This is a genomic window from Lentzea sp. NPDC042327 (assembly GCF_040647275.1).
In the GTDB taxonomy this organism is placed as follows: domain Bacteria; phylum Actinomycetota; class Actinomycetes; order Mycobacteriales; family Pseudonocardiaceae; genus Lentzea.
Map to the genome: position 1 here is coordinate 204,472 of NZ_JBEZBX010000014.1, position 20,303 is coordinate 224,774.

Genomic DNA, 20,303 nt, shown 5'->3' on the forward strand with positions numbered 1-20,303 from the left:
TATCGCGTACGGGACATCAGCTCAGAGCTGCGCGCACTGCTGCCGGCATCGGCAGCACGTAGCTCGCGAACCGCCACCGGTATCCGATATATCGCAGCTGCAGGCCGGGGTCGTCGAGGTAGCGCTGCTCCAGGCCGCCCTGACCGAGCACGAGCGTGAGCCCGCGCCCGAGCATCGACGGCGAGTCGAGCTCGAACCGGTCGCGCAGCACGTCGGCGGCCGCGTGGTCACCGAGCTCCAGAGCAGCTCGGCGCACGGCTTCGACCGGCACCATCAGGTTCTGCTCGTCAGCTCGGACGCCGTCGCGATGTGCGATGTCCAATACATCGAGCGCTCTTTGATGAGCTCCGCCGTCGAGGCCCAGGTAGTACTGCTCCCAGTCACCGACGCGCACCTCGCCGCTCCAGGCCCGCACGGGCGCGGCCACCGCCGCCGCGCCCGTGCTCGCCCACAGTCCCGATGATGCGAATGCCGTGACACCGGCAGCCGTGAACAACTGGCGTCGGGAAAGCTTCACGACGCACCCTCCTCCGCAAACCCGCGGCCCGCGCGGGGCTACGGAATGCTAGCGAAGGTGATACCCGGAGCGACGGGTCCAGAGCGGGCCAAAGTGCGGTCCGTCAGGGGGAGCGTGCCGTCGAGCGCGGCCAGCACAGCGTCACGGGCGAGCGGCAGGACCTCGGCGACGGTGACGTCGCGGCCGAGCTCGTGCGACAGCGACGCGACCCCCGCGTCCTTGATGCCGCACGGGATGATGTCGCCGAACGCGTCGAGGCTCGCGTTGCAGTTGATCTCGAAGCCGTGCATGGTCACGCCGCGCTGCACGCGGATGCCGATCGCGGCGACCTTGCGCTCCGGGCCGCGGTCGTCGGCGGGCAGCCACACGCCGCTGCGGCCCTCGACCCGGCCGGTGTGCACGCCCAGCCGGTCGCACACCTCGATCAGGCCCTGCTCGACGCGCCGCACGTAGTCGACGACGTCCATCGGCTCGGCCAGCCGGACGATCGGGTAGCCCACGAGCTGGCCGGGGCCGTGCCAGGTGATCTTGCCGCCGCGGTCGACGTCGACGACCGGGGTGTCGCCGCCGACGGGCCGTTCCTCGTCGAGCGTGCGCCGACCGCACGTGTAGACCGGCGGGTGTTCGAGCAGCAGGAGCGTGTCAGGGCCGGTACCGCCGGCACGCGCCTCCGCGATCTCCTTCTGCAGGTCCCACGCCGCCATGTAGTCGATGAGGCCCAGCTCACGGACGACGACGGGGTCTGGCGAGGTGCGGCACGAGTTCACGTACCGACGTTACCAACCCCAGCGCGAGGCCGACCAGGATGCCGACCCCCGTCACACCCAGCACCGCGCCGATGACGTCGGTCACCCAGTGCATCTCCAGCACGATCCGCGCGAAGCCCGCCACCAGCACCGCGAGCACCGCCCACAGCACACCCCGGCGGAACAGCACCACCAGCGTGAACGCCACCGACGCCACCGCCACCGTGTGCCCGCTCGGGTAGCTGGGCAGGTGGTACTCCAGCGGCCGGACGCGGTCGAACAGCCACCGCGTCAGCACCGTCGCCGAGCAGAGCGCGTGCAGCGCGAGCGCCTTCCACAGCCGGGTGTCGCGCCGCCGCCACGCCAGCACGGCGAGCACCGCCGCGAACGCCCACCCGATCGTCGGCCCCAGCACCAGGCTCACCGCGAACGCCACCGCCCGCAGCCACTCCGGCCGCGGCAGGGCGTCGTGCACCCACACGTCGAGCCCGGTGACCTCGGGCAGTCCGAGCAACACCCAGGAGATCACCAGCACGGCGCCCAGTGCGCGCGTCATGCGACCGCCGCGTTCAACGCCGCCGGCAGCGCCGGGTGCAGGAACGTGAACCCGCGGCTCTCCAGCACCTTCGGCGTCAGCCCCGGTCCGGTGAGCAGCAGCTCCTCCGCCATCTCGCCACCGAGCAGCGCCTTCAGCGCGAACGCGGGCACCGACCACGGCGCAGGCCGGCCCAGCGCCGCCGCCACGGCCCTGGTGAACTCGGCGTTCGTCACCGGCGCCGGCCCGGCCACGTTGACCGGCCCGCGGACGTCGTCGTGCTCGACCACGAACCGGTAGGCGGAGACGACGTCGTCCAGCGACACCCACGGGAAGTACTGCTCACCCGACCCGAGCTTGCCGCCGAGGAAGAGCTGGAACACCGGCTTCAACCGCGCGAACACCCCACCGGTGGGGGAGATGACGACGGCCGTGCGCATCAGCACGACCCGCACGCCGGCCTCCTGCGCCACCGCCGTCGCCGCCTCCCACTGCTGGGTCAGCCGCGACATGAACGTGTGCCCGGCCGGGGCGTCCTCGTCGGCGAGCCGCGACCCGGTGTCGCCGTAGAAGTGCGCACCCGACGAGCTCACCAGCACCGGCACCCCGTGCTCGACGACCGCCGCCGACAGCACCTCCGCCGGCACGATCCGGCTGTCGTGCAGCACCTGCTTGCGCGCGTCGTCCCACCGCTTGTCGCCGATGCCCGCGCCGCAGAGGTTGACGACGGCGTCGACGCCGTCGAACGTGCCGTCGTCGACGCGGCCGGCGTACGGGTCCCAGCCGCGCTCGTCCGGCGCGGCGGCCCTGCGGCGCACCAGCCGCAGCACCTCGTGACCGGCGGCGCGCATCGACGCCACCAGGCTCGTTCCGATCAGGCCCGACGATCCCGCGATGACAACTCGCATGCCTGAATCGTTCCGCAGACGAGCAGCCGCTGCACAGTGGCGGCAAATGTGCTGAAGGCCACCCCGGACGAACCGGGATGGCCTTCAGCTACGAGCGATGTGCGATATGTCAGAGACCGAGGTCGGCCTCGAACGAGCCTTCCTCCAGGCGGTTCTTCACCGTCGTGAGGAAGCGGCCCGCGTCCGCACCGTCGACCAGGCGGTGGTCGTAGGTGAGCGCGAGGTACATCATCGAGCGGATCGCGATGGTGTCGTTGCCGTCCTCGTCGGTCAGGACGACCGGGCGCTTCTTCACGACGCCGACGCCCAGGATGCCGACCTGCGGCTGCTGGATGATCGGGGTGTCGAAGAGCGCGCCGTTGCTGCCCAGGTTGGTCAGCGAGAACGTGCCACCGGTCAGCTCGTCCGGCGTGAGCTTGTTCGACCGCGCCCGCGCGGCCAGGTCACCGATCTTGTGGGCGATGCCCGACAGGTTCAGGTCACCGGCGTTGTGGATCACGGCGTTGAGCAGGCCGCGCTCCGTGTCGATCGCCAGACCGAGGTGCTCGGCACCGTGGTAGGTGACCTCCTTGCGCTCCTCGTCGATCGACGCGTTGAGCACCGGGTGGGCCTTGAGCGCCTCGATGGCGGCCTTGGCGAAGAACGGCAGGAACGTGAGCTTCGCGCCCTCCCGCGCCTCGAACGCCTTCTTCGCCTGGTTGCGCAGGCGGGCGATCTTGGTGACGTCGACCTCGAACACCTGGGTGAGCTGGGCCGACATCTGCAGCGACTCGCGGGTGCGCTGCGCGACGATCTGACGCAGGCGCGGGAGCTTCTGCACGGTGCCGCGCTTGCCCGAGTCGTCGGCCGCGGCCGGGGTGGCGGTGCGGCCGGCGGGAGCGGCGGCGGCCGGAGCAGCGGCGGCGGGCGCGGGAGCCGGGGCCTTCTTGGCCTCGACCGCGGCCAGCACGTCCTGCTTGCGGATGCGGCCACCGACACCGGTGCCCTTCAGCGAGCCCAGGTCGATGCCGTTCTCCGACGCGAGCTTGCGCACCAGCGGCGTGACGTACGGCGTGCCGTTGGCGTCGTCGCCGGAGGTGGCCGGAGCCGACTGCTGCGGGGCGGCCTGCGGGGCCGGTGCCTGCTGCTTCGGTGCCTCTTCCTGCTTCGGCGCCTCCTGCTGCTGGGCGGGAGCGGGTGCCTCCTCCTGCTTCGGCGCGGGGGCTTCCTGCTCCGGCTCCGGCTTCGACTCCGGTGCGGGCGCCGACTGGGCCGGGCTGCCGGAGCCGATGACGGCGAGCTTGCCGCCGACCTCGACGGTCTCGTCCTCACCGGCGGTGATCTCCAGCAGCGTGCCGGCGACCGGAGAGGGGATCTCGGTGTCGACCTTGTCGGTCGAGACCTCGAGCAGCGGCTCGTCGACGTCGACGCTGTCGCCGACCTGCTTCAGCCAGCGGGTGACGGTGCCCTCGGTCACGGACTCGCCGAGCGCGGGCATCGTGACGTCGGTGCCCTCGGCCGAACCACCGGACTGCGCCGGGGCCGCGGGCGCCTCCTGGGCTTCCTCGGAGGGCTGCTGCCCGGAAGGCTGCGTCTGCTGCGGCTCCTCCTGCTCGGGAGCGGACTCCTGCTCGGGAGCCGGGGCCGAGTCGGACGAACCGCCGTCACCGTCGCCGATGACCGCGAGCTCGCCGCCGACCTCGACGGTGTCGTCCTCCTGGGCGACGATCTTCTGCAGGACGCCCGCCGCGGGGGAGGGGATCTCGGTGTCGACCTTGTCGGTGGACACCTCGAGCAACGGCTCGTCCACCTCCACCCGGTCGCCTTCCTGCTTCAACCACCGGGTGACCGTGCCCTCGGTGACACTCTCACCGAGTGCGGGCATCTGGACGGAGAAGGCCATTGTTCGCTGACTCCTCGTGCTCTCGTGTGGCTGACTTGGATGGGAAGCGGTCAGCCGTGCACGTGCAGCGGCTTGCCGGCCAGGGCGAGGAACGCCTCGCCGAGGGCTTCAGTCTGGGTCGGGTGGGCGTGGACCAGCGGGGCCACGTCGTCCGGGTAAGCCTCCCAGCTGTAGATCAGCTGGGCCTCACCGATGAGTTCGCCGACGCGCTCGCCGACCATGGTGATGCCGACGACCGGGCCGTCGGGCGCCTTGACGAGCTTCACGCCGCCGGCGGTCTTGAGGATCTGGCTCTTGCCGTTGCCCGCGAGGTCGTACACGAACGTCTCGGCGGAGCCGTACTTCTCCTTCGCGGCGGCCTCGGTGAGACCGACGGAGGCGACCTCGGGCTTGCAGTAGGTGACGCGCGGGATCCCCGCCTCGTCGATCACCTTCGGGTTCTGGCCTGCGATCTCCTCGGCCACGAAGATGCCCTGCTGGAAACCGCGGTGCGCGAGCTGCAGGCCCGGCACGATGTCGCCGACGGCGTAGACGCCCGGCAGGTTCGTGCGCAGCCGCTCGTCGGTGACGACGAACCCGCGGTCGATCGTGATGCCGGCCTCCTCGTAGCCGTGACCCGCGCTGTTCGGGCCGCGGCCGACCGCGACGAGCAGCAGGTCGGCGTCGAGGACGTCGCCGTTCTCCAGCGTGACGGACACGCCCGAGTCGGACTGGGTGGCGCCGGTGAACTTCACGCCGGTCTTGAACTTGATCCCGCGCTTGCGGAACGCGCGCTCCAGCTGCTTGGCGGCGTACTCGTCCTCGGCGGGCACCAGCCGGGGCAGCGCCTCGACGATGGTGACCTCGGCGCCGAACGACCGCCACACGCTCGCGAACTCCACGCCGATGACGCCGCCGCCCAGGACGACGACCTTCTCCGGGATGAAGTCCAGGGTGAGCGCCTGGTCGCTGGTGATCACGCGGCCGCCGATCTCCAGACCGGGCAGGCTGCGCGCGTACGAACCGGTCGCGAGCACCACGTTCTTGCCGGTGTAGCGCTGACCGTCCACCACGACGGTGTTCGGGCCGACGAACGTGCCGGCGCCCTCGACGAAGGTGACCTTGTTGGCCTTCGCGAGTCCCTGCAGGCCCTTGTAGAGCCGCGAGACCACACCGTCCTTGTACGAGTTCACGCCGGCGATGTCGATGCCCTCGAGCGAGCTCTTCACACCGAACTGGTCGCCTTCGCGGGCGTTGTCCGCGACCTCGGCCGCGTGCAGCAGCGCCTTGGTCGGGATGCAGCCGCGGTGCAGGCACGTGCCACCCAGCTTGTCCTTCTCGACCAGGACGACGGACAGGCCGAGCTCGGCCGCGCGGAACGCGCAGGCGTAGCCACCCGAACCACCGCCGAGGATGACGAGATCGGCGTTGGTGGCCGACTCCAGTTCCGGCGAAGTCACTTCGGATCTCCTCGGGATTACTTACTACGCGCGGGTGCGCGCGAGGTACGCGGCCATCTTGTCACTAGTTGCCGGAGCGTGGTGATCCGGCATGGGCCACCCGGCTGGCTTTCTGATCATTCACCTACTCATGACACCCCTTCCTGGCACCATGGTGGAGGGAGTCGCAGGAGGTGCCCGATGGGGCTGTTCGACCGTTTCCGCAGGAAACCACGTCCTGGAGTGCTGCGCACCGCGTCCAACCAGGACACGAGCCACCTCGAGGAGTGGACGAGGAGCCGTCAGGGGGTGGAGGCCTACGTCGAGCCGAAGACCACGGTGACCGAAACCACTGTGGTCCTGGTCGCGCACGACGGCGAGTGGACCCGCCGCCGCGTCGCGAGCACCGACGCCGCCCGCTCGTTCGCCCGCAAGCACGGCATGCCGATCTACGACGCGGGCATCGTCGGCTACCCCAAGCGCATGCGCGACTACACCGCGCGCCAGAAGAAGCTGGGCAACGGCTAGCACGCCTCGCTCGCCGTCGCCCGCGCCGTGCAGCGGCCTGCCGCCTCGACCTCGACCAGCCGGTGCAGGTGCTCGGCGAACGCGGGGTGGCCGGTGAGCCCGTCGGTGACCTCGGCCCAGAACTCGCCGAGCAGCCGTTCCCGGTCCTCATCGGACATCGGGGCGAGCCCGTGCGGCACGGCCCTGCGCGCGACGTCCCCGATGGGGGTGGAAGCCCGGTTTCACCGCACCGTCGGCTCATGCCGCACCGGGAAGTTCACGCTCGCCGCGATGAAGCACATCGAGTGCGCCTTCTCGTGCAACGCCTGCGCGGTCTCCCGCATCTCCGGGTCGGCCACGGTCACGACCGGCTTCAGCAGGACCTCGGTGAAGCGGCCCGACCCGTCCGGGTGCTCGGCCATGGTGCCGCCGGCCTGGTCGCGGTAGCCCGTCACGACCACCCCGTTGAGCGACGCGAGGTGCAGGAACCACAGCATGTGGCACTGCGACAGCGACGCGAGGAGCAGCTCCTCGGGGTTGTAGCGCGCCGGGTCGCCGCGGAACGCCGGGTCCGACGACCCGGGGATCGTCTCCTTGCCCGGTGCCCGCACCTCGTGCGCGCGTTCGTAGGCCTTGTAGCCGGCGGTGCCGCTGCCGGTGTTGCCCGTCCAGACGACCTCGACCTCGTAGCGATGCGTCCCCATGCGGAAATACTCCTCTCCTCGGGCGGTGTGCCCAAACCCGGCGAGAGGCGTGTCCCCACACGCGGTCCCGCGACCGTCCACGCCGGACGATCGCGGGACCCGGTCACCTCAGCCGTTGGCCGCGATGTCGGCGAGCACCGCCGCGATCGTGCGGACCGGGACGCCCGTGCCGCCCTTGGAGGTGTAGCCGTAGGGGCCGCCGGTGTGGAACGCCGGGCCGGCGATGTCGATGTGCGCCCACTGCACGCCCTCGGCCACGAACTCGCGCAGGAACAGGCCCGCGGCGAGCATGCCGCCCCACCGGTGACCGGTGACGTTCGCGAGGTCCGCGAGGCGCGAGTCGAGGTCGGCGCGCAGCTCCTCCGGCAGCGGCATGGCCCACGCCGACTCGCCGACGGCGGTGCCGATGCGGGCGACGCGGTCGCGGAACTCCTCCGAGCCCATGACACCGGACGTGCGCTTGCCCAGCGCCACGACCTGCGCGCCGGTCAGCGTCGCGGTCTCGATCAGGTAGTCGGGGCCGTCCTCGCAGGCGCGCACGATCGCGTCGGACAGGATCAGCCGGCCCTCGGCGTCGGTGTTGAGCACCTCGACGGTCTTGCCGCCGTACATGGTGAGCACGTCACCGGGGCGGTAGGCGTCGCCGGAGGGCATGTTCTCCGCCATCGGGATCGAGGCGATGATCTCCAGCGGGTACTTGAGCTTCGCGGCGAGCACCATCGAGGCGACGATCGCGGCGGCACCGGACATGTCCGAGGTCATCTCGTCCATGCCCGCGGCCGGCTTGATCGAGATGCCGCCGGTGTCGAACGTGATGCCCTTGCCGACCAGGGCGACCTTCTTGGTGGCCTTGGCACCCTTGTAGGAGATGCGCACGAGGCGCGGCTGGCGGGTCGAGCCGCCGCCGACGCCCAGGATGCCGCCGAAGCCCTGCTTCTTCAGCGCCTTCTCGTCCAGCACCTCGACGTCGAGACCGGCGGCGGTCGCGAGCTTCGCGGCGCGGTCGGCGAACGAACCGGGGTAGAGGTCGTTCGGCGGGGTGTTGATGAAGTCGCGTGCGATGGCGACCGACTCGGCGATCGCGACGGCGGCCTTCAGCGCGGCCTTGTTCTCCTTGGAACCGGCGGCGTGCAGGTCGACCTTCACGACCGCGGCCTCGCCCTTGTCCGACTTGTACTCGGTGAACGAGTACGCGCCGAGCAGGGTGCCCTCGGCGGCGGCACCGACGTGCAGCGCGCCCAGGGTGTTCACGGCGCGCTTCTTGCCGGCGAGCGCGCGGGCGGCGACACCGGACGCGCGGCGCACCTGCTCCTCGCCCGCGGTCTTGCCCAGGCCGACGGCCAGGACGAGCGGGGCGGAGATCTTGCCGAACGTCGGCACCTTGACGAGCTCGTCGGCCTTGCCCGTCGCGCGCAGGGTGCCGAGCACCTCGAGCAGCGCGCCGTCGAACGCGGCGTCGACCGCTTCGGCACCGGGCGCGAGCTCCAGACCGTCCGCACCCTGCAGGGTGCCCACGACGACTGCGTCCGCGGCGGTGGTGCTCAGGTCACCTTCGGTGAGGGCCAGCTTCGGGGCTGTCACGTGCTGCTCCATGGGGTTGTGCGTGGTATGTGTGCTCGGAATCGTGACCTATGCTAAAGGTCGGAGTGCGCCGCCAATGCCGAGCCCCGCCTCGTTCGGCGGCAATCCGTGACGTTGACAGTTGCTAAGAGTGTCCGAACCGGGCGTGTTCGCCCGATCCGTGCGTCATTCGACCGGGTGGTTACGGCCTGATGCCCCATCTGCGAATGTGTACCCCGTGACCCACACGCCTCGCGAGATCGCAGCGGCGATCGCGCTCGGTCTGCCCGCGGTGCTCGGTGCGGGGGTCTTCGCCGGATTCGCTCCCGCCGCAGGTCTTGCGGGCTGGTGGCTGCTCCCGGCGCTGGCCATCTCCGCGGCAGCCGCCCTGTGCTCGGCCTTCTCGACAGCGGACCAGTCCCGTGCCTACCCCGACGTCGGCGGCGGTTACGGATACGTACGTGCTCAGCTCGGTGTGTGGCCCGCACGGATGACAGCGAGCGCGCACCTGCTCGGCCGGTGCGCGATGGCGGCGGCGTTGGCGGTGATGTTCGGCGCGTACGTGGTGCCGGACCAGCCGCTGGCCGGTGCGCTCGTCCTCGTGGCGGCCACGGCGCTGCTGGGCGCGGCCGGGTTCCGCTGGGACGTCGGCGTCAGCACGGCGGCCGCGGTGGTCGTGCTCGGCGTGCTGGTGCTCGTGGCCGTGGCGAGCTTCGCCATCCCGCCGGTGCCGTCGGCGGGGGAGACGGGCAGCGCCAACGAGCTCGTCGGTGCCGCCGGCCTGATGTTCGTGGCGTTCACCGGCTTCGAGCGCGTCACCGCCCCGCACCGCGGTGAGCGGCCGCACCCGCCGGGTGTGCTGCGGATCGCCATCCCCGTCCTGGTCGGACTGCCGTTCGCGGTGTACCTGGCCGTGGGCGCCGGTGTGCTGCGCCAGCTCGGCAGCGCGCGCCTCGCCCTGTCGCCCGCGCCGCTGCGGGACGCGCTCGTCGCGGCGGACGCGGCGGCGCTGGTGCCGCTCGTGCAGATCGCCGCCGCGGTGGCCGGGGTGACCGCGTTGCACTTCGTGCTCGCGTCGGCGCACCGGACGCTGACCGGGCTGGTGGAGGACGGCGACCTGCCGGGCCGCCTCAAGCCCGCGGTGCTGTCGGTCGTGGTCGTGGCCGCGTGCGCGCTCGCGGTGGTCGTCATGCCGTTGTCGATCGCGCTGGGCGTGGCGGCGTGCGCGACGCTCTTCTACTACGCGTTCACGAACGCGTCGGCGCGCGTGTTGCTGCAGAACGACCGCACGTGGCCCATGCGCACCGCCTGCCTCGGGCTCGGGCTCTCCGTGCTGCTCGCCATGAGCACGCCGGTGCCCGCGCTGCTCATCTCGTTCGCGGGAGTGGGCGCCGGCACGGGGCTGATCGGCGCTACAGCGTCGCTGAGAGGAAGACGAGCAGCGTCACGGCGACACACGCCACCAGCCCGTACACCCGGCCGTTCGTAGAGGGCTTGTCCTTGCTGATGCCGTAGTACCCGGCGAGGAAGAAGACGGCCAGGAACACGGCGCCCACGACACCGCCGGCCCCGCCGAGCACGTAGCCGTCGAGCAGCGTCAGCCCGGTGCCCAGCACGAGCAGCGCGGCCTGCAGCACGGTGCGGACGTCAGCACCCTTCGAAGATCGTTCCTGCTCGGTCATGGTCGGGGACTCTAACCGGTGTGACTTAGTAGGACGTCCGAGTTTTGGGAAGACGATTTTCCGTATCCCGACCTGCGTATTACCGTGCTCACATGACGAGCGCGTTGCCTTTCACCCGGACCTCCCACCCGCAGCCGGCGACCCCGGAACGCGTAGCGGAGGTACTTGCCAAGCCGGGCTTCGGGCAGCACTTCACCGACCACATGGTGACGATCCGCTGGAACCGCGAGCAGGGCTGGCACGACGCAGAGGTCGGCCCGTACTCCACCCTCGCACTGGACCCCGCGGCAATGGTGCTGCACTACGGCCAGGCGATCTTCGAAGGGCTCAAGGCCTACCGGCAGCCCGACGGTTCGATCGCGTCCTTCCGCCCTGAGGCGAACGCCGAGCGCTTCCGCGCGTCGGCCCGCCGCATGGCCATGCCCGAGCTCCCCGACGAGCTGTTCCTCGAGTCGGTGCGGCAGATCCTCGCCGTCGACGGCCACTGGGTGCCCTCGGCGCCCGAGGAGTCGCTCTACCTGCGGCCCTTCATGATCTCGACGGAGAAGGGACTCGGCGTGCGACCCTCGTCCGAGTACCTCTACGTGCTGATCGCCTCCCCCGCCGGCTCCTACTTCGCGAGCGGCGTCCGCCCGGTGAGCGTGTGGCTCTCGACCGAGTACGTCCGCGCGGCCCCCGGTGGCACCGGCGCGGCCAAGTTCGCCGGCAACTACGCCGCGTCCCTCGTGGCGCAGGCGCAGGCCGCGGAGAAGGGGTGCGACCAGGTCGTCTGGCTCGACGCGGTGGAACGCCGCTGGGTCGAGGAGATGGGCGGCATGAACCTGTTCTTCGTCTACGGCGACAAGGTCGTCACCCCCGAGCTGACCGGCACGCTGCTGCCCGGCATCACCCGGAGCTCGCTGCTGCGGCTGGCGTCCGACCTCGGCCTGACCGTCGAGGAACGGCGCATCTCGACCGACGAGTGGGAGAAGGCGAACGCCTCCGGTGAGCTCACCGAGGTCTTCGCGTGCGGCACGGCCGCCGTCATCACCCCCGTCGGCCACGTCAAGCACGCCGGTGGCGAGTTCTCCATCGCCGACGGCGGCACCGGCTCGGTGACCATGAAGCTGCGCGAGCGCCTGACCGGCCTGCAGCACGGCCACGTCGCCGACACCCACGGCTGGATGACGGTGCTCGGCTAGGTCCCCGTCCTGGTCAGGTCCCCTACCCGGAGACGACCAGCACGACGAGCAGTGCGAGTTCGGCGGCAGCACCGAGCACATCACCGGTGATGCCGCCGAACCGCCGCACGGTGTGCCGCACGAGCAACCACACCAGCAGGGCCGCGACGACGACGGCGACGACGGCGCGCACCCCGAGCGGAACCGCCGCGACGGCGAGCACCACCCACGTGCCGGCGATGACCGCCGGGTGCTGCGTGCCCGCGACGAGCGCGCCGAGCCCCTCCGGCCGAGCCGCGGGCACGCCGCGCAGGCAGCAGATCCCGAACGCGGCCCGGCTCACCGCGAACGCCAGCAGCACCGTTCCCCAGTGGGCCTGGGGCAGCGCCGCTGCCTGAGCTCCGAGCACCACGATCAACGTGACGACGCCGAACGGCCCGGCGCCGCCGTCCTTCATGACCTTCAGCGCCCGCTCGGGCGGCCCGTAGCAACCGAGGCCGTCGGCGACGTCGGCGAGCCCGTCGACGTGCATGCCGCGCGACACCAGAGCTACGACGCCGACGACCAGGAACCCAGCCACCAGCGCTGATATATCGGATATCGCGAGCAGCTCCAGCACACCAGCCGCGAACGCGCCGAGCAGCAGGCCGACGACCGGTGCCCAGCTGATGGCCCGCCGAGCCGCGACGCCGTCGACGGCGTCGACGCGGATCGGCAGGACCGTCAGCCAGGAGAGGGCGAGCTTCACTCAGCCGGTTCTTCGCGGCTCGGTTCCCGGCGGCTCAGCTCTGCGTCGTCGTCATCGTCGACACCGTCGAGCTGCTTCTCCAGCACGTGCTGGTCCTCGCGGGCCGTGACACCGGCGCTCTCGAACGTCGCCATCTCCGCGAGCACCTTCACCGCGGCGCTGAGCAACGGCAGCGCCGCCACCGCACCGGAGCCCTCGCCCAGTCGCATGCCGAACTCCAGCAGCGGCTTCAGGTTCAGGTGCCCCAGCGCGATCGCGTGCGCGGGCTCGGCCGACTCGTGCCCGGCCACCCACCACTCGCGCGCACCCGGCGCCAGCTCCTCGGCCACCACCGCGGCCGCACCGACGACGACGCCGTCGAGCACCACCGGGGTCTTGCGCACCGCCGCCTGGGCCAGGAACCCGGCCATCGCCGCGATGTCCGCGCCACCGGCCGTGGCCAGCAACGCCACCGGGTCGCTGATCACCAGCCGCGCCCGGCGCAGCGCGTCGCGGATCGCCGCCGTCTTGCGCATCCACGCCTGGTCGTCGATGCCGGTGCCGCGGCCGACGACCGCGACCGGCTCCGACCCGGTCAGCGACGCGATCAGCACCGCCGCCGGCGTCGTGTTGCCGATGCCCATGTCGCCCGCGACGAGCACGTCGGCGCCCGAGTCGACCTCCTCGTCGGCGACGGCGCGACCGGCCGTGATGGCCGCCTCGCACTGCTCGCGGGTGAGCGCGTCCTCGCGGTCGATCGACCCGGACGAGCGCCGCACCTTGTGCGCGCTGACCGCGGCGGGGGTGTCGGAGTCGACGGCCATGTCGACCACGCGCACGGTGGCTCCCGCGACCTGCGCGAGCACGTTCACCGCGGCGCCGCCGGTCAGGAAGTTGGCGACCATCTGCCCGGTCACCTCGCTCGGGTACGCCGACACGCCCTGCGCGGTGATGCCGTGGTCGCCCGCGAACACCACGACCCGCGGCCGCACGAACGGCTTGGGCGGCACGACGCCCTGGCACGCCGCGACCCACATGCCGAGGTCCTCCAGGCGGCCGAGCGAGCCGACCGGCTTGGTCAGCACCGCGTGCCTGGCCCGCGCCTCGCGCAGAGCGGTCTCGTCCGGCGCCTCCACCGGCGGGAACTCGGTGCTCACCTGGTCACTCCTCATCGCAGTCTCAGCGGGATGCCGGCGACGAGCAGCAGCACCTCGTCGCACACCCCGGCGACGCGCGCGTTGAGCGCACCGAGGTGGTCGCGGAAGAGCCTGCCAGAGCGCGTCGACGGAACGACGCCGAGGCCGACCTCCGCGCTCACCAACACGAGCCGCGCCCGGCAGGTGGCGATGGAGCCGACGAGCTCGTCGACGGCGCGTTCGACCGCGCCGATGCCGTGGCCCTCCCACGCGCCGGCGTCGTCGAGCGCGCCCACCAGCCACGTCGACAGGTCGTCGACCAGGATCGGCGGGTCGTCGTACGACGTCGCGGTGAGCAACGCCGACAGGTCACCGGACGCGGGCGCCTCCACGGTGTGCCAGGTGGACGGGCGGCGGGCGACGTGCTTGGCGATGCGCGCGTCCCAGTCCGGGTCGTCGGGGTAGCGGCGCGCCGTTGCGACATATGTCACGGTCGCGTCCGTGAGCAGGCCTTCCGCGTGCGCGGACTTGCCCGAACGGGCGCCGCCGAGCACGAGCGTTCTGGTGGTCAAGGGTTAGCCTTCGTCCATGGAGTTCCGCTGGCGCTACCAGGATGCACAGGGCCGGGACGTGGCCGGCCCGGACGTGGTGTTCGCCGACCAGGCGGAGGCGGAGGAGTGGTTCAGCGCCGGGTGGCGCGACCTGCTCGACGCCGGGGTCGAACAGGTCACGCTCCTGCGCGCGGAGTCCGAGGTGTACGGCCCGATGAGCCTGCACCCCGCGGGCTGAGGATCAGCCGGCGGCGGTGAGCCTCGGGTCGTCCGTGACGACGCCCTCGAGCACGCCGTCGATCTTCTTCAGCACCTCGTCGTCGAGCTCGACGTCGACCGCCTTGACGTTCTCGACGACCTGCTCCGGCCGCGAGGCACCGATGATCGCGGACGCGACGTTCGGGTTCTTGAGCACCCACGCCACCGCGAGCTGCGCCATCGTGACGCCCACCTCGTCGGCGATCGGCTTGAGCTGCTGCACCGCGGTCAGCACGTCGTCGCGCACCCAGCGGGCGATCATCTGCGACCCGCGCTCGTCGGCCAGCCGCGAGCCCGCCGGCGCCTCGGCACCCGGCAGGTACTTGCCGGTCAGGACGCCCTGCGCGATCGGGGAGAACACGATCTGGCTGATGCCCTCGCGCTCGCACACCGGCACGACCTGCGGTTCGATGACGCGCCACAACATCGAGTACTGCGGCTGGTGCGACACGAACGGCACCTTGAGCTCACGGGCCAGCGCGGCACCGCGGGTGATCTGCTCGGCGGTCCACTCGGAGACACCGACGTAGAGGACCTTGCCCTGGCGGACGAGGTCGGCGAACGCCAGCATCGTCTCCTCCAGCGGCACCGAGTGGTCGTACCGGTGGGCCTGGTAGAGGTCGACGTAGTCGGTCTGCAGGCGCTTCAGGGAGGCGTTGGCCGACTCCATGACGTGCTTGCGGCCCAGGCCGCGGTCGTTGGGACCGCCGGGGCCGGTCGGCCAGTAGACCTTCGTGAGCAGCTCCAGGGACTCGCGCCGTTCGCCCTTGAGCGCCCGGCCGAGCACCGACTCCGCCGCGGTGTTCGCGTAGACGTCGGCGGTGTCGAAGGTCGTGATGCCGGACTCCAGCGCGGCCTTCACGCAGGCGTGCGCTTGGTCCTCCTCGATCTGCGAACCGTGCGTGAGCCAGTTGCCGTAGGTGATCTCGCTGACGCTCAGGCCGCTGCGGCCAAGACGACGGAACTTCATACATCGGAGCTTAGTCCGAGTTCCTTCGGCTTGCTAATGAACTTCGGGAGCGTCCCAGACCAGCGTGTACCGCCAGAACAACCGCCTGCGCACGCGCGCACCGGGCGTGCTCTCCCGCGCCGCCGCGCGGATCTCGGCCAACGTCGGAGCGGTCCACACGACCGGCATCTCCGAGTCGTGCGCACCGGTGCGCTGACCGGTGGCCCACTTCGCGATCCCGACGAGCGCGTTCGCGGGCAGCGCGACGGCCTCCACCACCAGCTCGGCCTTCGTGGCGAGCGAGTACAGCCCCACGACGACCAGCCGCCCGCCCGGCGCGGTCAGCCCGGCCAGCCGCGCGAGCCCCTCGCGCAACGGCAGGTGGTGCAGGCTCGCCTCGGCCGTGACGACGTCGAACCGCCCCAGGTCGTGCGTGAGGACGTCGCCGTGGACCCACCGCACGCGCGTGCTCGTCGCACTGGCGCGCTCGACCATGCGCTCGTTCGCGTCGATCGCCGTGACGCTCCGCGCGTCGACCGACCGGGCGAGGTCACCGAGCCCGCAGCCCACGTCCAGCGCCGACCCGGCCCCGGACGGCAACTGCCGGAGCAGCCAGCGGCGGTACCACGCGTTGTGGTCCCACCGCAGCCGCTCCGGCAGTGACAGCCGGGCCACCTACTTGACGGCGTCGCCGGGGCCCACGCGCGGCTTGGGGATGCGCAGCTTGCGCAGCTGGCTCGCGCGGATGAACGCGTACCAGCCGATCGAGATGCCCTTGATCGGCTCGGTCGGGAACTTCGCCCGCACCCGCTTCGTGACGATCCGGCCGAGGACGAAGCCCTCGATGATCATCGCGATCAGCATGAACGTCGTCGCCAGCGTCGCGTACCGCTGCACCGCCAGCGACGGCGTCAGCAGCGCCACGAACACCAGGATCGCGAGCGGCATGAACAGGCCCATGAGGTTGCGGCGCGAGTCGACCAGGTCGCGGATGTAGGCCTTGACCGGCCCGCGGTCGCGCACCGGCAGGTACTTCTCGTCGCCCGCCATCATCCGCGCACGGCGGTCGGCGGCCGCGGCACGGCGCTCTTCCTTGCTCACCTTGTTGCCGCGCATGCGCTTGAACGCCTCGCGCTGCGTGCGGGGCGGCGGCGGGACGGGACCGCTGCGCCGGGCCTGCGCTTCCCGGCGCTTCGGCGTCGCACGGCCCTTGCCCGCGGTCCGGTTCCGGTCGAGCGGCTCGGCGAGCTCGGCCTCCGTCGCGGGTGCTTCGGTGGCGGTGGCGGTGTCGTCGGAGTTGCGGCGCAGGAACCTCACGGCACCAGGGTAGGGCAGCGGTTCTTCTGTACCTTTCGCGAGGTGCGCGTACTCATCGCCCCGGACTGCTTCGGCGGCACCCTGACCGCCCGCGAGGCCGCCGACGCCATCGCCACCGGCTGGCACGAGGCCAAGCCGGACGACGTCGTCGTGCGGCGCCCGCTCGCCGACGGCGGCCCCGGCTTCGTCGACGTTCTGCACGCCGCACTCGGCGGCGATGTCCAACACACCACCGTCACCAGCCCACTCGGCACGCCGGTCGAAGCACGCTGGCTGCGGCACACCCACGACGGCAAGCGCACCGCGTACGTCGAGTCCGCGGAGGCGTGCGGCCTGCACCTCGTCCCGGCCGAGCTGCGCGCCGCGTCCTGCGAGACCGCCACGACCCGCGGCGTCGGCGAGCTCATCGCGGCAGCTGCGGCTGACAACGATGTCATCGTCGTCGGCCTCGGCGGCTCCGGCACGACCGACGGCGGCGCGGGCATGCTCGCCGCGTTGGCCGACGCCGCCGTCGAGCTGACCGATATATCGCTGGTGGCCGCGTCGGACGTGGAGAACCCGCTGCTCGGCCCGCACGGCGCCGCCCGCACGTTCGGCCCGCAGAAGGGCGCATCCCCGGAAGCCGTGGAACGCCTCGAAGCCAAGCTCGCCGCCATGGACGTCCTGAGGCCCGTATCCGATATATCAGGCGCCGGAGCTGCCGGAGGTCTCGGCGCCGCCCTGCTCACCCTCGGCGCGACCGTGCGGTCCGGCGCCGGCCTCGTCCGCGAGCTCACCGCCCTCGACGCCGCATTCGACACCGCCGACCTCGTCGTCACCGGCGAGGGCAGCTTCGACTGGCAGTCCCTGCGCGGCAAGCTCATCACCGCCGTCGCCGCCGGAGCGGCCGACCGCGCCGTCCCCTGCATCGCCATCGCCGGCCAGGTCAGCGTCGGCCGCCGCGAGATGGCCGCCGCCGGCGTCCAGGACGCCTACTCCGTCTCCGAGCACGTCGGCTCCGTGCAAAAATCGATTGCGGACGCCCGCAAAAGTCTCGTTGCAACGGCACGGCACGTGGCCCGGCAGTGGTCGCACTGACCCGCCGACTGATATATCGGTCGGCGTCGTCGCTGGTGGCTGGAGGGTGGCCCACGTGACGTTCGACAAGGGGCCGTGTTGTGGGACCATGGAGAGCGGAACAAAGCGGGGAACGCCCGTGTTGTTGAAGGGCGAACCGCCCGCAAAGGACCTCTTAGGAGAGCCATGACGACCGCTCAGGATGCCGCTTCGACCTCCGAGGCGCCGACCCACGGCGTGACGCTGACCGATGCGGCCGCCGTCAAGGCCAAGGCGCTGCTCGACCAGGAGGGCCGCGACGACATGCACCTGCGCATCGCCGTCCAGCCCGGTGGTTGTGCCGGCCTGAAGTACCAGCTGTTCTTCGACGAGCGCACGCTCGACGGCGACGCGATGGTGGACTTCAACGGCATGAAGGTCGCCGTTGACCGCATGAGCGCCCCGTACGTCGAAGGCGCCGTCATCGACTTCGTGGACACGATCGAGAAGCAGGGCTTCACGATCGACAACCCGAACGCCGGCGGGTCCTGCGCCTGCGGCGACTCGTTCCACTAAGGCGACCAATGCGCGAGGCCGCGTTCCCGCACGACGGGAACGCGGCCTCGCGCTGTGTGGACCTGCTGTCCGGGCTCCGAGCGGTCAGACGCCGTACTCGGCCAGGCCCTCGACCTGGCTCGTGCTGCGGTCGTCGATCAGCCAGGCCGCGGCCGCCCGCGGTGCGGGCAGGGGGTGCTCGGGGTGGGTCAGAGCGAAGGGGAGCTGCGCGCAGTCGTCGATCAGCTCGGTCATCGTGGTCGCCTCGGGGATCGTCACCGCTCGACCGTATGTCGGTGCTGTGACCTGCGAAAGCCCTACCAAACAGTAGTCTTCGCGGCTGCACTCGTCCGGGTCAGCCGCGCGTCGAGCAACAAGAAAGTGAGGGCCGACTGGTGCCGGTAGCCGTGTGCGGCAGCATCGCGACCGACCATCTCATGCACTTCCCCGGCCGGTTCGCGGACCAGCTGGTCGCGGAGCGCCTCGACCGGGTGTCGCTGAGCTTCCTGGTCGACGACCTCGTCGTCCGCCGCGGCGGCATCGGCGCGAACATCGCGTTCGGTCTCGGTGTGCTGGGGATGCGGCCGGTGCTCGTGGGCGCCGTCGGCAAGGACTTCGACGACTACCGCTCGTGGCTGGAACGGCACGGCGTCGACACCTCCGGCGTGTACGTCTCCGAGGTCGCGCACACCGCGCGGTTCGTCTGCACCACGGACGACGACATGTGCCAGATCGCCTCCTTCTACGCCGGCGCGATGGCCGAGGCCCGCAACATCGAGCTGGCCCCGATCGCGAACAGGGTCGCCGACCTCGAGCTCGTCGTGATCAGCCCGGACGACCCCGCCGCCATGCTCCGCCACGCCGAGGAGTGCCGTCAGCGCGGCTACCGCTTCGCCGTCGACCCGTCGCAGCAGCTGGCCCGCATGGACGGCGAGCAGGCGCGCACGTTCGTCGAGGGCGCCGAGTACCTGTTCAGCAACGACTACGAGTGGGAGCTGCTGCTCCAGAAGACCGGCTGGACCGAGGCCGACGTGCTGTCCAGGGTCGGCCGCCGGGTCACCACCCTCGGCGCCAAGGGCGTGGAGATCGTCGACCGCGACGGCTCCTCGCTGCACGTGCCCGCCGTCCCCGAGGTCGCGAAGACCGACCCGACCGGTGTCGGCGACGGCTTCCGCGCCGGGTTCCTCGCCGGCACCTCTGCGGGCCTGGGCCTGGAACGCGCAGCTCAGCTCGGCTCCCTGATCGCCGTCGAGGTCCTCGAGACCGTCGGCACGCAGGAGTGGAAGCTCGAGCGCGAGCCCGCCCTCGCCCGCATCCGCGGCGCGTTCGGCGGCGAAGCGGCTGAGGAGATCGCCCCGGTCCTGCCATGATCGGACAATGGGGACGTACCTGTTAGGCGACTCCGGTGAGTCGCTCGACCCGCAGTTCGACGCGCTGAGCTCCCTGCTCGACGCGGGTACCTTCGCCCGCGTCGAGCGGCTCGGCATCACAGACGGCTGGCGCTGCCTCGAGATCGGTGGCGGTGGCGGATCGGTGGCGAACTGGCTCGCCGACGTCGTCGCCCCGTCCGGGCACGTGACGGTCACCGACCTCGACGTCTCGCGGCTGCGGGAGCGTGACAACGTCACCGTTCTCGAACACGACGTGGTGTCCAACATATTGCCGGGCAACGCGTTCGACCTGGTCCACGCCCGCGGCGTGCTCTTCCACCTCCCGGCCCGCGACCTCGTCCTGCGCAAGCTGCGCGACGCGCTGCGCCCCGGCGGCTGGCTCGTGCTCGACGAGTTCGACTGCCTCCCGCTGGAGGTCCTCGCCGCCGCCCCCGACGACGCCAAGCTCATCATGCGGGTGAAGAACGCCCTGCTCACGCTGCTCGACCAGGCCGGTGCCGAGCTCGCCTGGGGCGCCCGCGTCGAACGCGCGCTGCAGGACGTCGGAATGCACGACGTCAGCGGCTCCCGCGAGGTGCAGGAGTGGCAGGGCGGCTCGTCGGGCTGCCGGCTGCTCGCCGCCAGCGCACGCCAGGCCCGCGCGAAGCTCCCGCTGTCCGACGACGAGCTCGACCGCTACCTGGAGCTCATGGCGGCACCGGAGACCGTCGTCAGCTCCTACGCGATGTGCAGCGCACAGGGCCGCCGGTAACCACCGCCGAACGA

Annotated in this window: 25 protein-coding genes; 8 read left to right on the forward strand and 17 right to left on the reverse strand. The window is 71.4% G+C overall.

Annotation, left to right across the window (positions count from 1 at the left end):
• Positions 1-16: 16 nt before the first annotated feature.
• The 6 genes from AB0A63_RS31025 to lpdA all read right to left on the reverse strand — a co-directional run bounded on the left by AB0A63_RS31025 (position 17) and on the right by lpdA (position 6,027).
• Positions 17-517, reverse strand: a complete 501-nt coding sequence (locus AB0A63_RS31025; RefSeq protein WP_360397381.1) for a hypothetical protein — start codon at positions 515-517, stop codon at positions 17-19.
• Positions 518-555: 38 nt separating this feature from the next.
• Positions 556-1,284: a lipoyl(octanoyl) transferase LipB gene (gene lipB, locus AB0A63_RS31030; RefSeq protein ID WP_360397383.1), complete on the reverse strand. Its 729-nt coding sequence runs from the start codon at positions 1,282-1,284 to the stop codon at positions 556-558.
• Entirely contained in the window at positions 1,241-1,819 is a 579-nt protein-coding gene (locus tag AB0A63_RS31035; RefSeq protein ID WP_360397385.1) for a phosphatase PAP2 family protein, read from the reverse strand. Before AB0A63_RS31035 ends, lipB begins: the two co-directional genes overlap by 44 nt.
• Positions 1,816-2,706: a TIGR01777 family oxidoreductase gene (locus AB0A63_RS31040; RefSeq protein ID WP_360397387.1), complete on the reverse strand. Its 891-nt coding sequence runs from the start codon at positions 2,704-2,706 to the stop codon at positions 1,816-1,818. Before AB0A63_RS31040 ends, AB0A63_RS31035 begins: the two co-directional genes overlap by 4 nt.
• Positions 2,707-2,815: 109 nt before the next feature.
• A complete protein-coding gene (gene sucB, locus AB0A63_RS31045) occupies positions 2,816-4,588 on the reverse strand; it encodes a 2-oxoglutarate dehydrogenase, E2 component, dihydrolipoamide succinyltransferase (protein ID WP_360397389.1) in 1,773 nt (590 codons plus the stop codon).
• A 50-nt stretch (positions 4,589-4,638) separates the two neighbouring features.
• Positions 4,639-6,027 carry a dihydrolipoyl dehydrogenase gene (gene lpdA / locus AB0A63_RS31050; protein WP_360397391.1) on the reverse strand — a complete coding sequence of 463 codons (1,389 nt, stop codon included), beginning with the start codon at positions 6,025-6,027 and terminating at the stop codon, positions 4,639-4,641.
• A 180-nt stretch (positions 6,028-6,207) separates the two neighbouring features.
• Between lpdA and AB0A63_RS31055 the strand changes: the two genes are divergently transcribed.
• On the forward strand, positions 6,208-6,534 hold the full coding sequence (locus AB0A63_RS31055) for an oxidoreductase (protein WP_360397393.1): 327 nt from the start codon (positions 6,208-6,210) through the stop codon (positions 6,532-6,534).
• Here the strand turns inward: AB0A63_RS31055 and AB0A63_RS31060 are convergent.
• The 3 genes from AB0A63_RS31060 to AB0A63_RS31070 all read right to left on the reverse strand — a co-directional run bounded on the left by AB0A63_RS31060 (position 6,531) and on the right by AB0A63_RS31070 (position 8,798).
• Complete coding sequence (locus AB0A63_RS31060; RefSeq protein ID WP_360397395.1) at positions 6,531-6,692, reverse strand: hypothetical protein; 162 nt, start codon at positions 6,690-6,692, stop codon at positions 6,531-6,533. The genes AB0A63_RS31055 and AB0A63_RS31060 overlap by 4 nt on opposite strands.
• Before the next feature lie 63 nt (positions 6,693-6,755).
• Entirely contained in the window at positions 6,756-7,217 is a 462-nt protein-coding gene (locus tag AB0A63_RS31065; RefSeq protein WP_360397397.1) for an OsmC family protein, read from the reverse strand.
• Positions 7,218-7,325: 108 nt separating this feature from the next.
• Positions 7,326-8,798, reverse strand: a complete 1,473-nt coding sequence (locus AB0A63_RS31070; protein WP_360397399.1) for a leucyl aminopeptidase — start codon at positions 8,796-8,798, stop codon at positions 7,326-7,328.
• A 217-nt stretch (positions 8,799-9,015) separates the two neighbouring features.
• Between AB0A63_RS31070 and AB0A63_RS31075 the strand changes: the two genes are divergently transcribed.
• Positions 9,016-10,266: an amino acid permease gene (locus AB0A63_RS31075; protein ID WP_360397401.1), complete on the forward strand. Its 1,251-nt coding sequence runs from the start codon at positions 9,016-9,018 to the stop codon at positions 10,264-10,266.
• On the opposite strand, the gene AB0A63_RS31080 is transcribed toward AB0A63_RS31075, so the two are convergent.
• The gene (locus tag AB0A63_RS31080; RefSeq protein WP_360397403.1) at positions 10,190-10,459 is read right to left on the reverse strand and encodes a hypothetical protein; all 270 of its coding nucleotides are present in this window, start codon (positions 10,457-10,459) and stop codon (positions 10,190-10,192) included. The genes AB0A63_RS31075 and AB0A63_RS31080 overlap by 77 nt on opposite strands.
• A gap of 92 nt (positions 10,460-10,551) precedes the next feature.
• Here AB0A63_RS31080 and AB0A63_RS31085 point away from each other — a divergent pair, with 92 nt between their 5' ends.
• A complete protein-coding gene (locus AB0A63_RS31085; RefSeq protein ID WP_360397405.1) occupies positions 10,552-11,640 on the forward strand; it encodes a branched-chain amino acid aminotransferase in 1,089 nt (362 codons plus the stop codon).
• A 22-nt stretch (positions 11,641-11,662) separates the two neighbouring features.
• On the opposite strand, the gene cobS is transcribed toward AB0A63_RS31085, so the two are convergent.
• Genes cobS through cobU form a run of 3 tightly spaced genes read right to left on the reverse strand, consistent with a single transcriptional unit; the run spans position 11,663 to position 14,054 of the window.
• Complete coding sequence (cobS, locus tag AB0A63_RS31090) at positions 11,663-12,367, reverse strand: adenosylcobinamide-GDP ribazoletransferase (RefSeq protein WP_360397407.1); 705 nt, start codon at positions 12,365-12,367, stop codon at positions 11,663-11,665.
• Positions 12,364-13,518 carry a nicotinate-nucleotide--dimethylbenzimidazole phosphoribosyltransferase gene (gene cobT / locus AB0A63_RS31095; RefSeq protein ID WP_360397409.1) on the reverse strand — a complete coding sequence of 385 codons (1,155 nt, stop codon included), beginning with the start codon at positions 13,516-13,518 and terminating at the stop codon, positions 12,364-12,366. The genes cobS and cobT overlap by 4 nt, the downstream gene beginning before the upstream one ends.
• Positions 13,515-14,054 carry a bifunctional adenosylcobinamide kinase/adenosylcobinamide-phosphate guanylyltransferase gene (gene cobU, locus AB0A63_RS31100; protein WP_360397411.1) on the reverse strand — a complete coding sequence of 180 codons (540 nt, stop codon included), beginning with the start codon at positions 14,052-14,054 and terminating at the stop codon, positions 13,515-13,517. Before cobU ends, cobT begins: the two co-directional genes overlap by 4 nt.
• Before the next feature lie 16 nt (positions 14,055-14,070).
• On the opposite strand from cobU, the gene AB0A63_RS31105 reads away from it, so the two are divergent.
• Positions 14,071-14,271, forward strand: coding sequence for a hypothetical protein (locus tag AB0A63_RS31105; protein ID WP_360397413.1), 201 nt, complete (start codon positions 14,071-14,073; stop codon positions 14,269-14,271).
• 3 nt (positions 14,272-14,274) lie between these two features.
• Here the strand turns inward: AB0A63_RS31105 and AB0A63_RS31110 are convergent, their stop codons facing one another.
• From AB0A63_RS31110 to AB0A63_RS31120, 3 genes are read right to left on the reverse strand one after another with little or no spacing between them, the layout of a single operon-like run.
• Positions 14,275-15,261, reverse strand: coding sequence for an aldo/keto reductase family protein (locus AB0A63_RS31110; RefSeq protein ID WP_360397415.1), 987 nt, complete (start codon positions 15,259-15,261; stop codon positions 14,275-14,277).
• A gap of 33 nt (positions 15,262-15,294) precedes the next feature.
• Complete coding sequence (locus AB0A63_RS31115) at positions 15,295-15,915, reverse strand: class I SAM-dependent methyltransferase (protein WP_360397417.1); 621 nt, start codon at positions 15,913-15,915, stop codon at positions 15,295-15,297.
• Positions 15,916-16,557, reverse strand: coding sequence for a DUF3043 domain-containing protein (locus tag AB0A63_RS31120; protein ID WP_360397419.1), 642 nt, complete (start codon positions 16,555-16,557; stop codon positions 15,916-15,918). It abuts the gene before it with no gap.
• Positions 16,558-16,599: 42 nt separating this feature from the next.
• Between AB0A63_RS31120 and AB0A63_RS31125 the strand changes: the two genes are divergently transcribed.
• Both AB0A63_RS31125 and AB0A63_RS31130 read left to right on the forward strand, forming a co-directional pair.
• Positions 16,600-17,634 carry a glycerate kinase gene (locus AB0A63_RS31125; protein ID WP_360397421.1) on the forward strand — a complete coding sequence of 345 codons (1,035 nt, stop codon included), beginning with the start codon at positions 16,600-16,602 and terminating at the stop codon, positions 17,632-17,634.
• 165 nt (positions 17,635-17,799) lie between these two features.
• Positions 17,800-18,168 (forward strand): iron-sulfur cluster assembly accessory protein, encoded by a 369-nt coding sequence (locus tag AB0A63_RS31130; RefSeq protein ID WP_053737629.1) that lies wholly within the window; start codon positions 17,800-17,802, stop codon positions 18,166-18,168.
• An 84-nt stretch (positions 18,169-18,252) separates the two neighbouring features.
• Here AB0A63_RS31130 and AB0A63_RS31135 read toward each other — a convergent pair whose 3' ends face one another.
• Positions 18,253-18,426 carry a hypothetical protein gene (locus tag AB0A63_RS31135; protein WP_360397423.1) on the reverse strand — a complete coding sequence of 58 codons (174 nt, stop codon included), beginning with the start codon at positions 18,424-18,426 and terminating at the stop codon, positions 18,253-18,255.
• A gap of 158 nt (positions 18,427-18,584) precedes the next feature.
• Here AB0A63_RS31135 and AB0A63_RS31140 point away from each other — a divergent pair, with 158 nt between their 5' ends.
• Together AB0A63_RS31140 and AB0A63_RS31145 are read left to right on the forward strand one after the other, a co-directional pair.
• Positions 18,585-19,517: a carbohydrate kinase family protein gene (locus AB0A63_RS31140; RefSeq protein WP_360397460.1), complete on the forward strand. Its 933-nt coding sequence runs from the start codon at positions 18,585-18,587 to the stop codon at positions 19,515-19,517.
• A gap of 7 nt (positions 19,518-19,524) precedes the next feature.
• Complete coding sequence (locus tag AB0A63_RS31145; RefSeq protein ID WP_360397425.1) at positions 19,525-20,289, forward strand: methyltransferase; 765 nt, start codon at positions 19,525-19,527, stop codon at positions 20,287-20,289.
• The last annotated feature ends 14 nt before the right edge of the window (positions 20,290-20,303 follow it).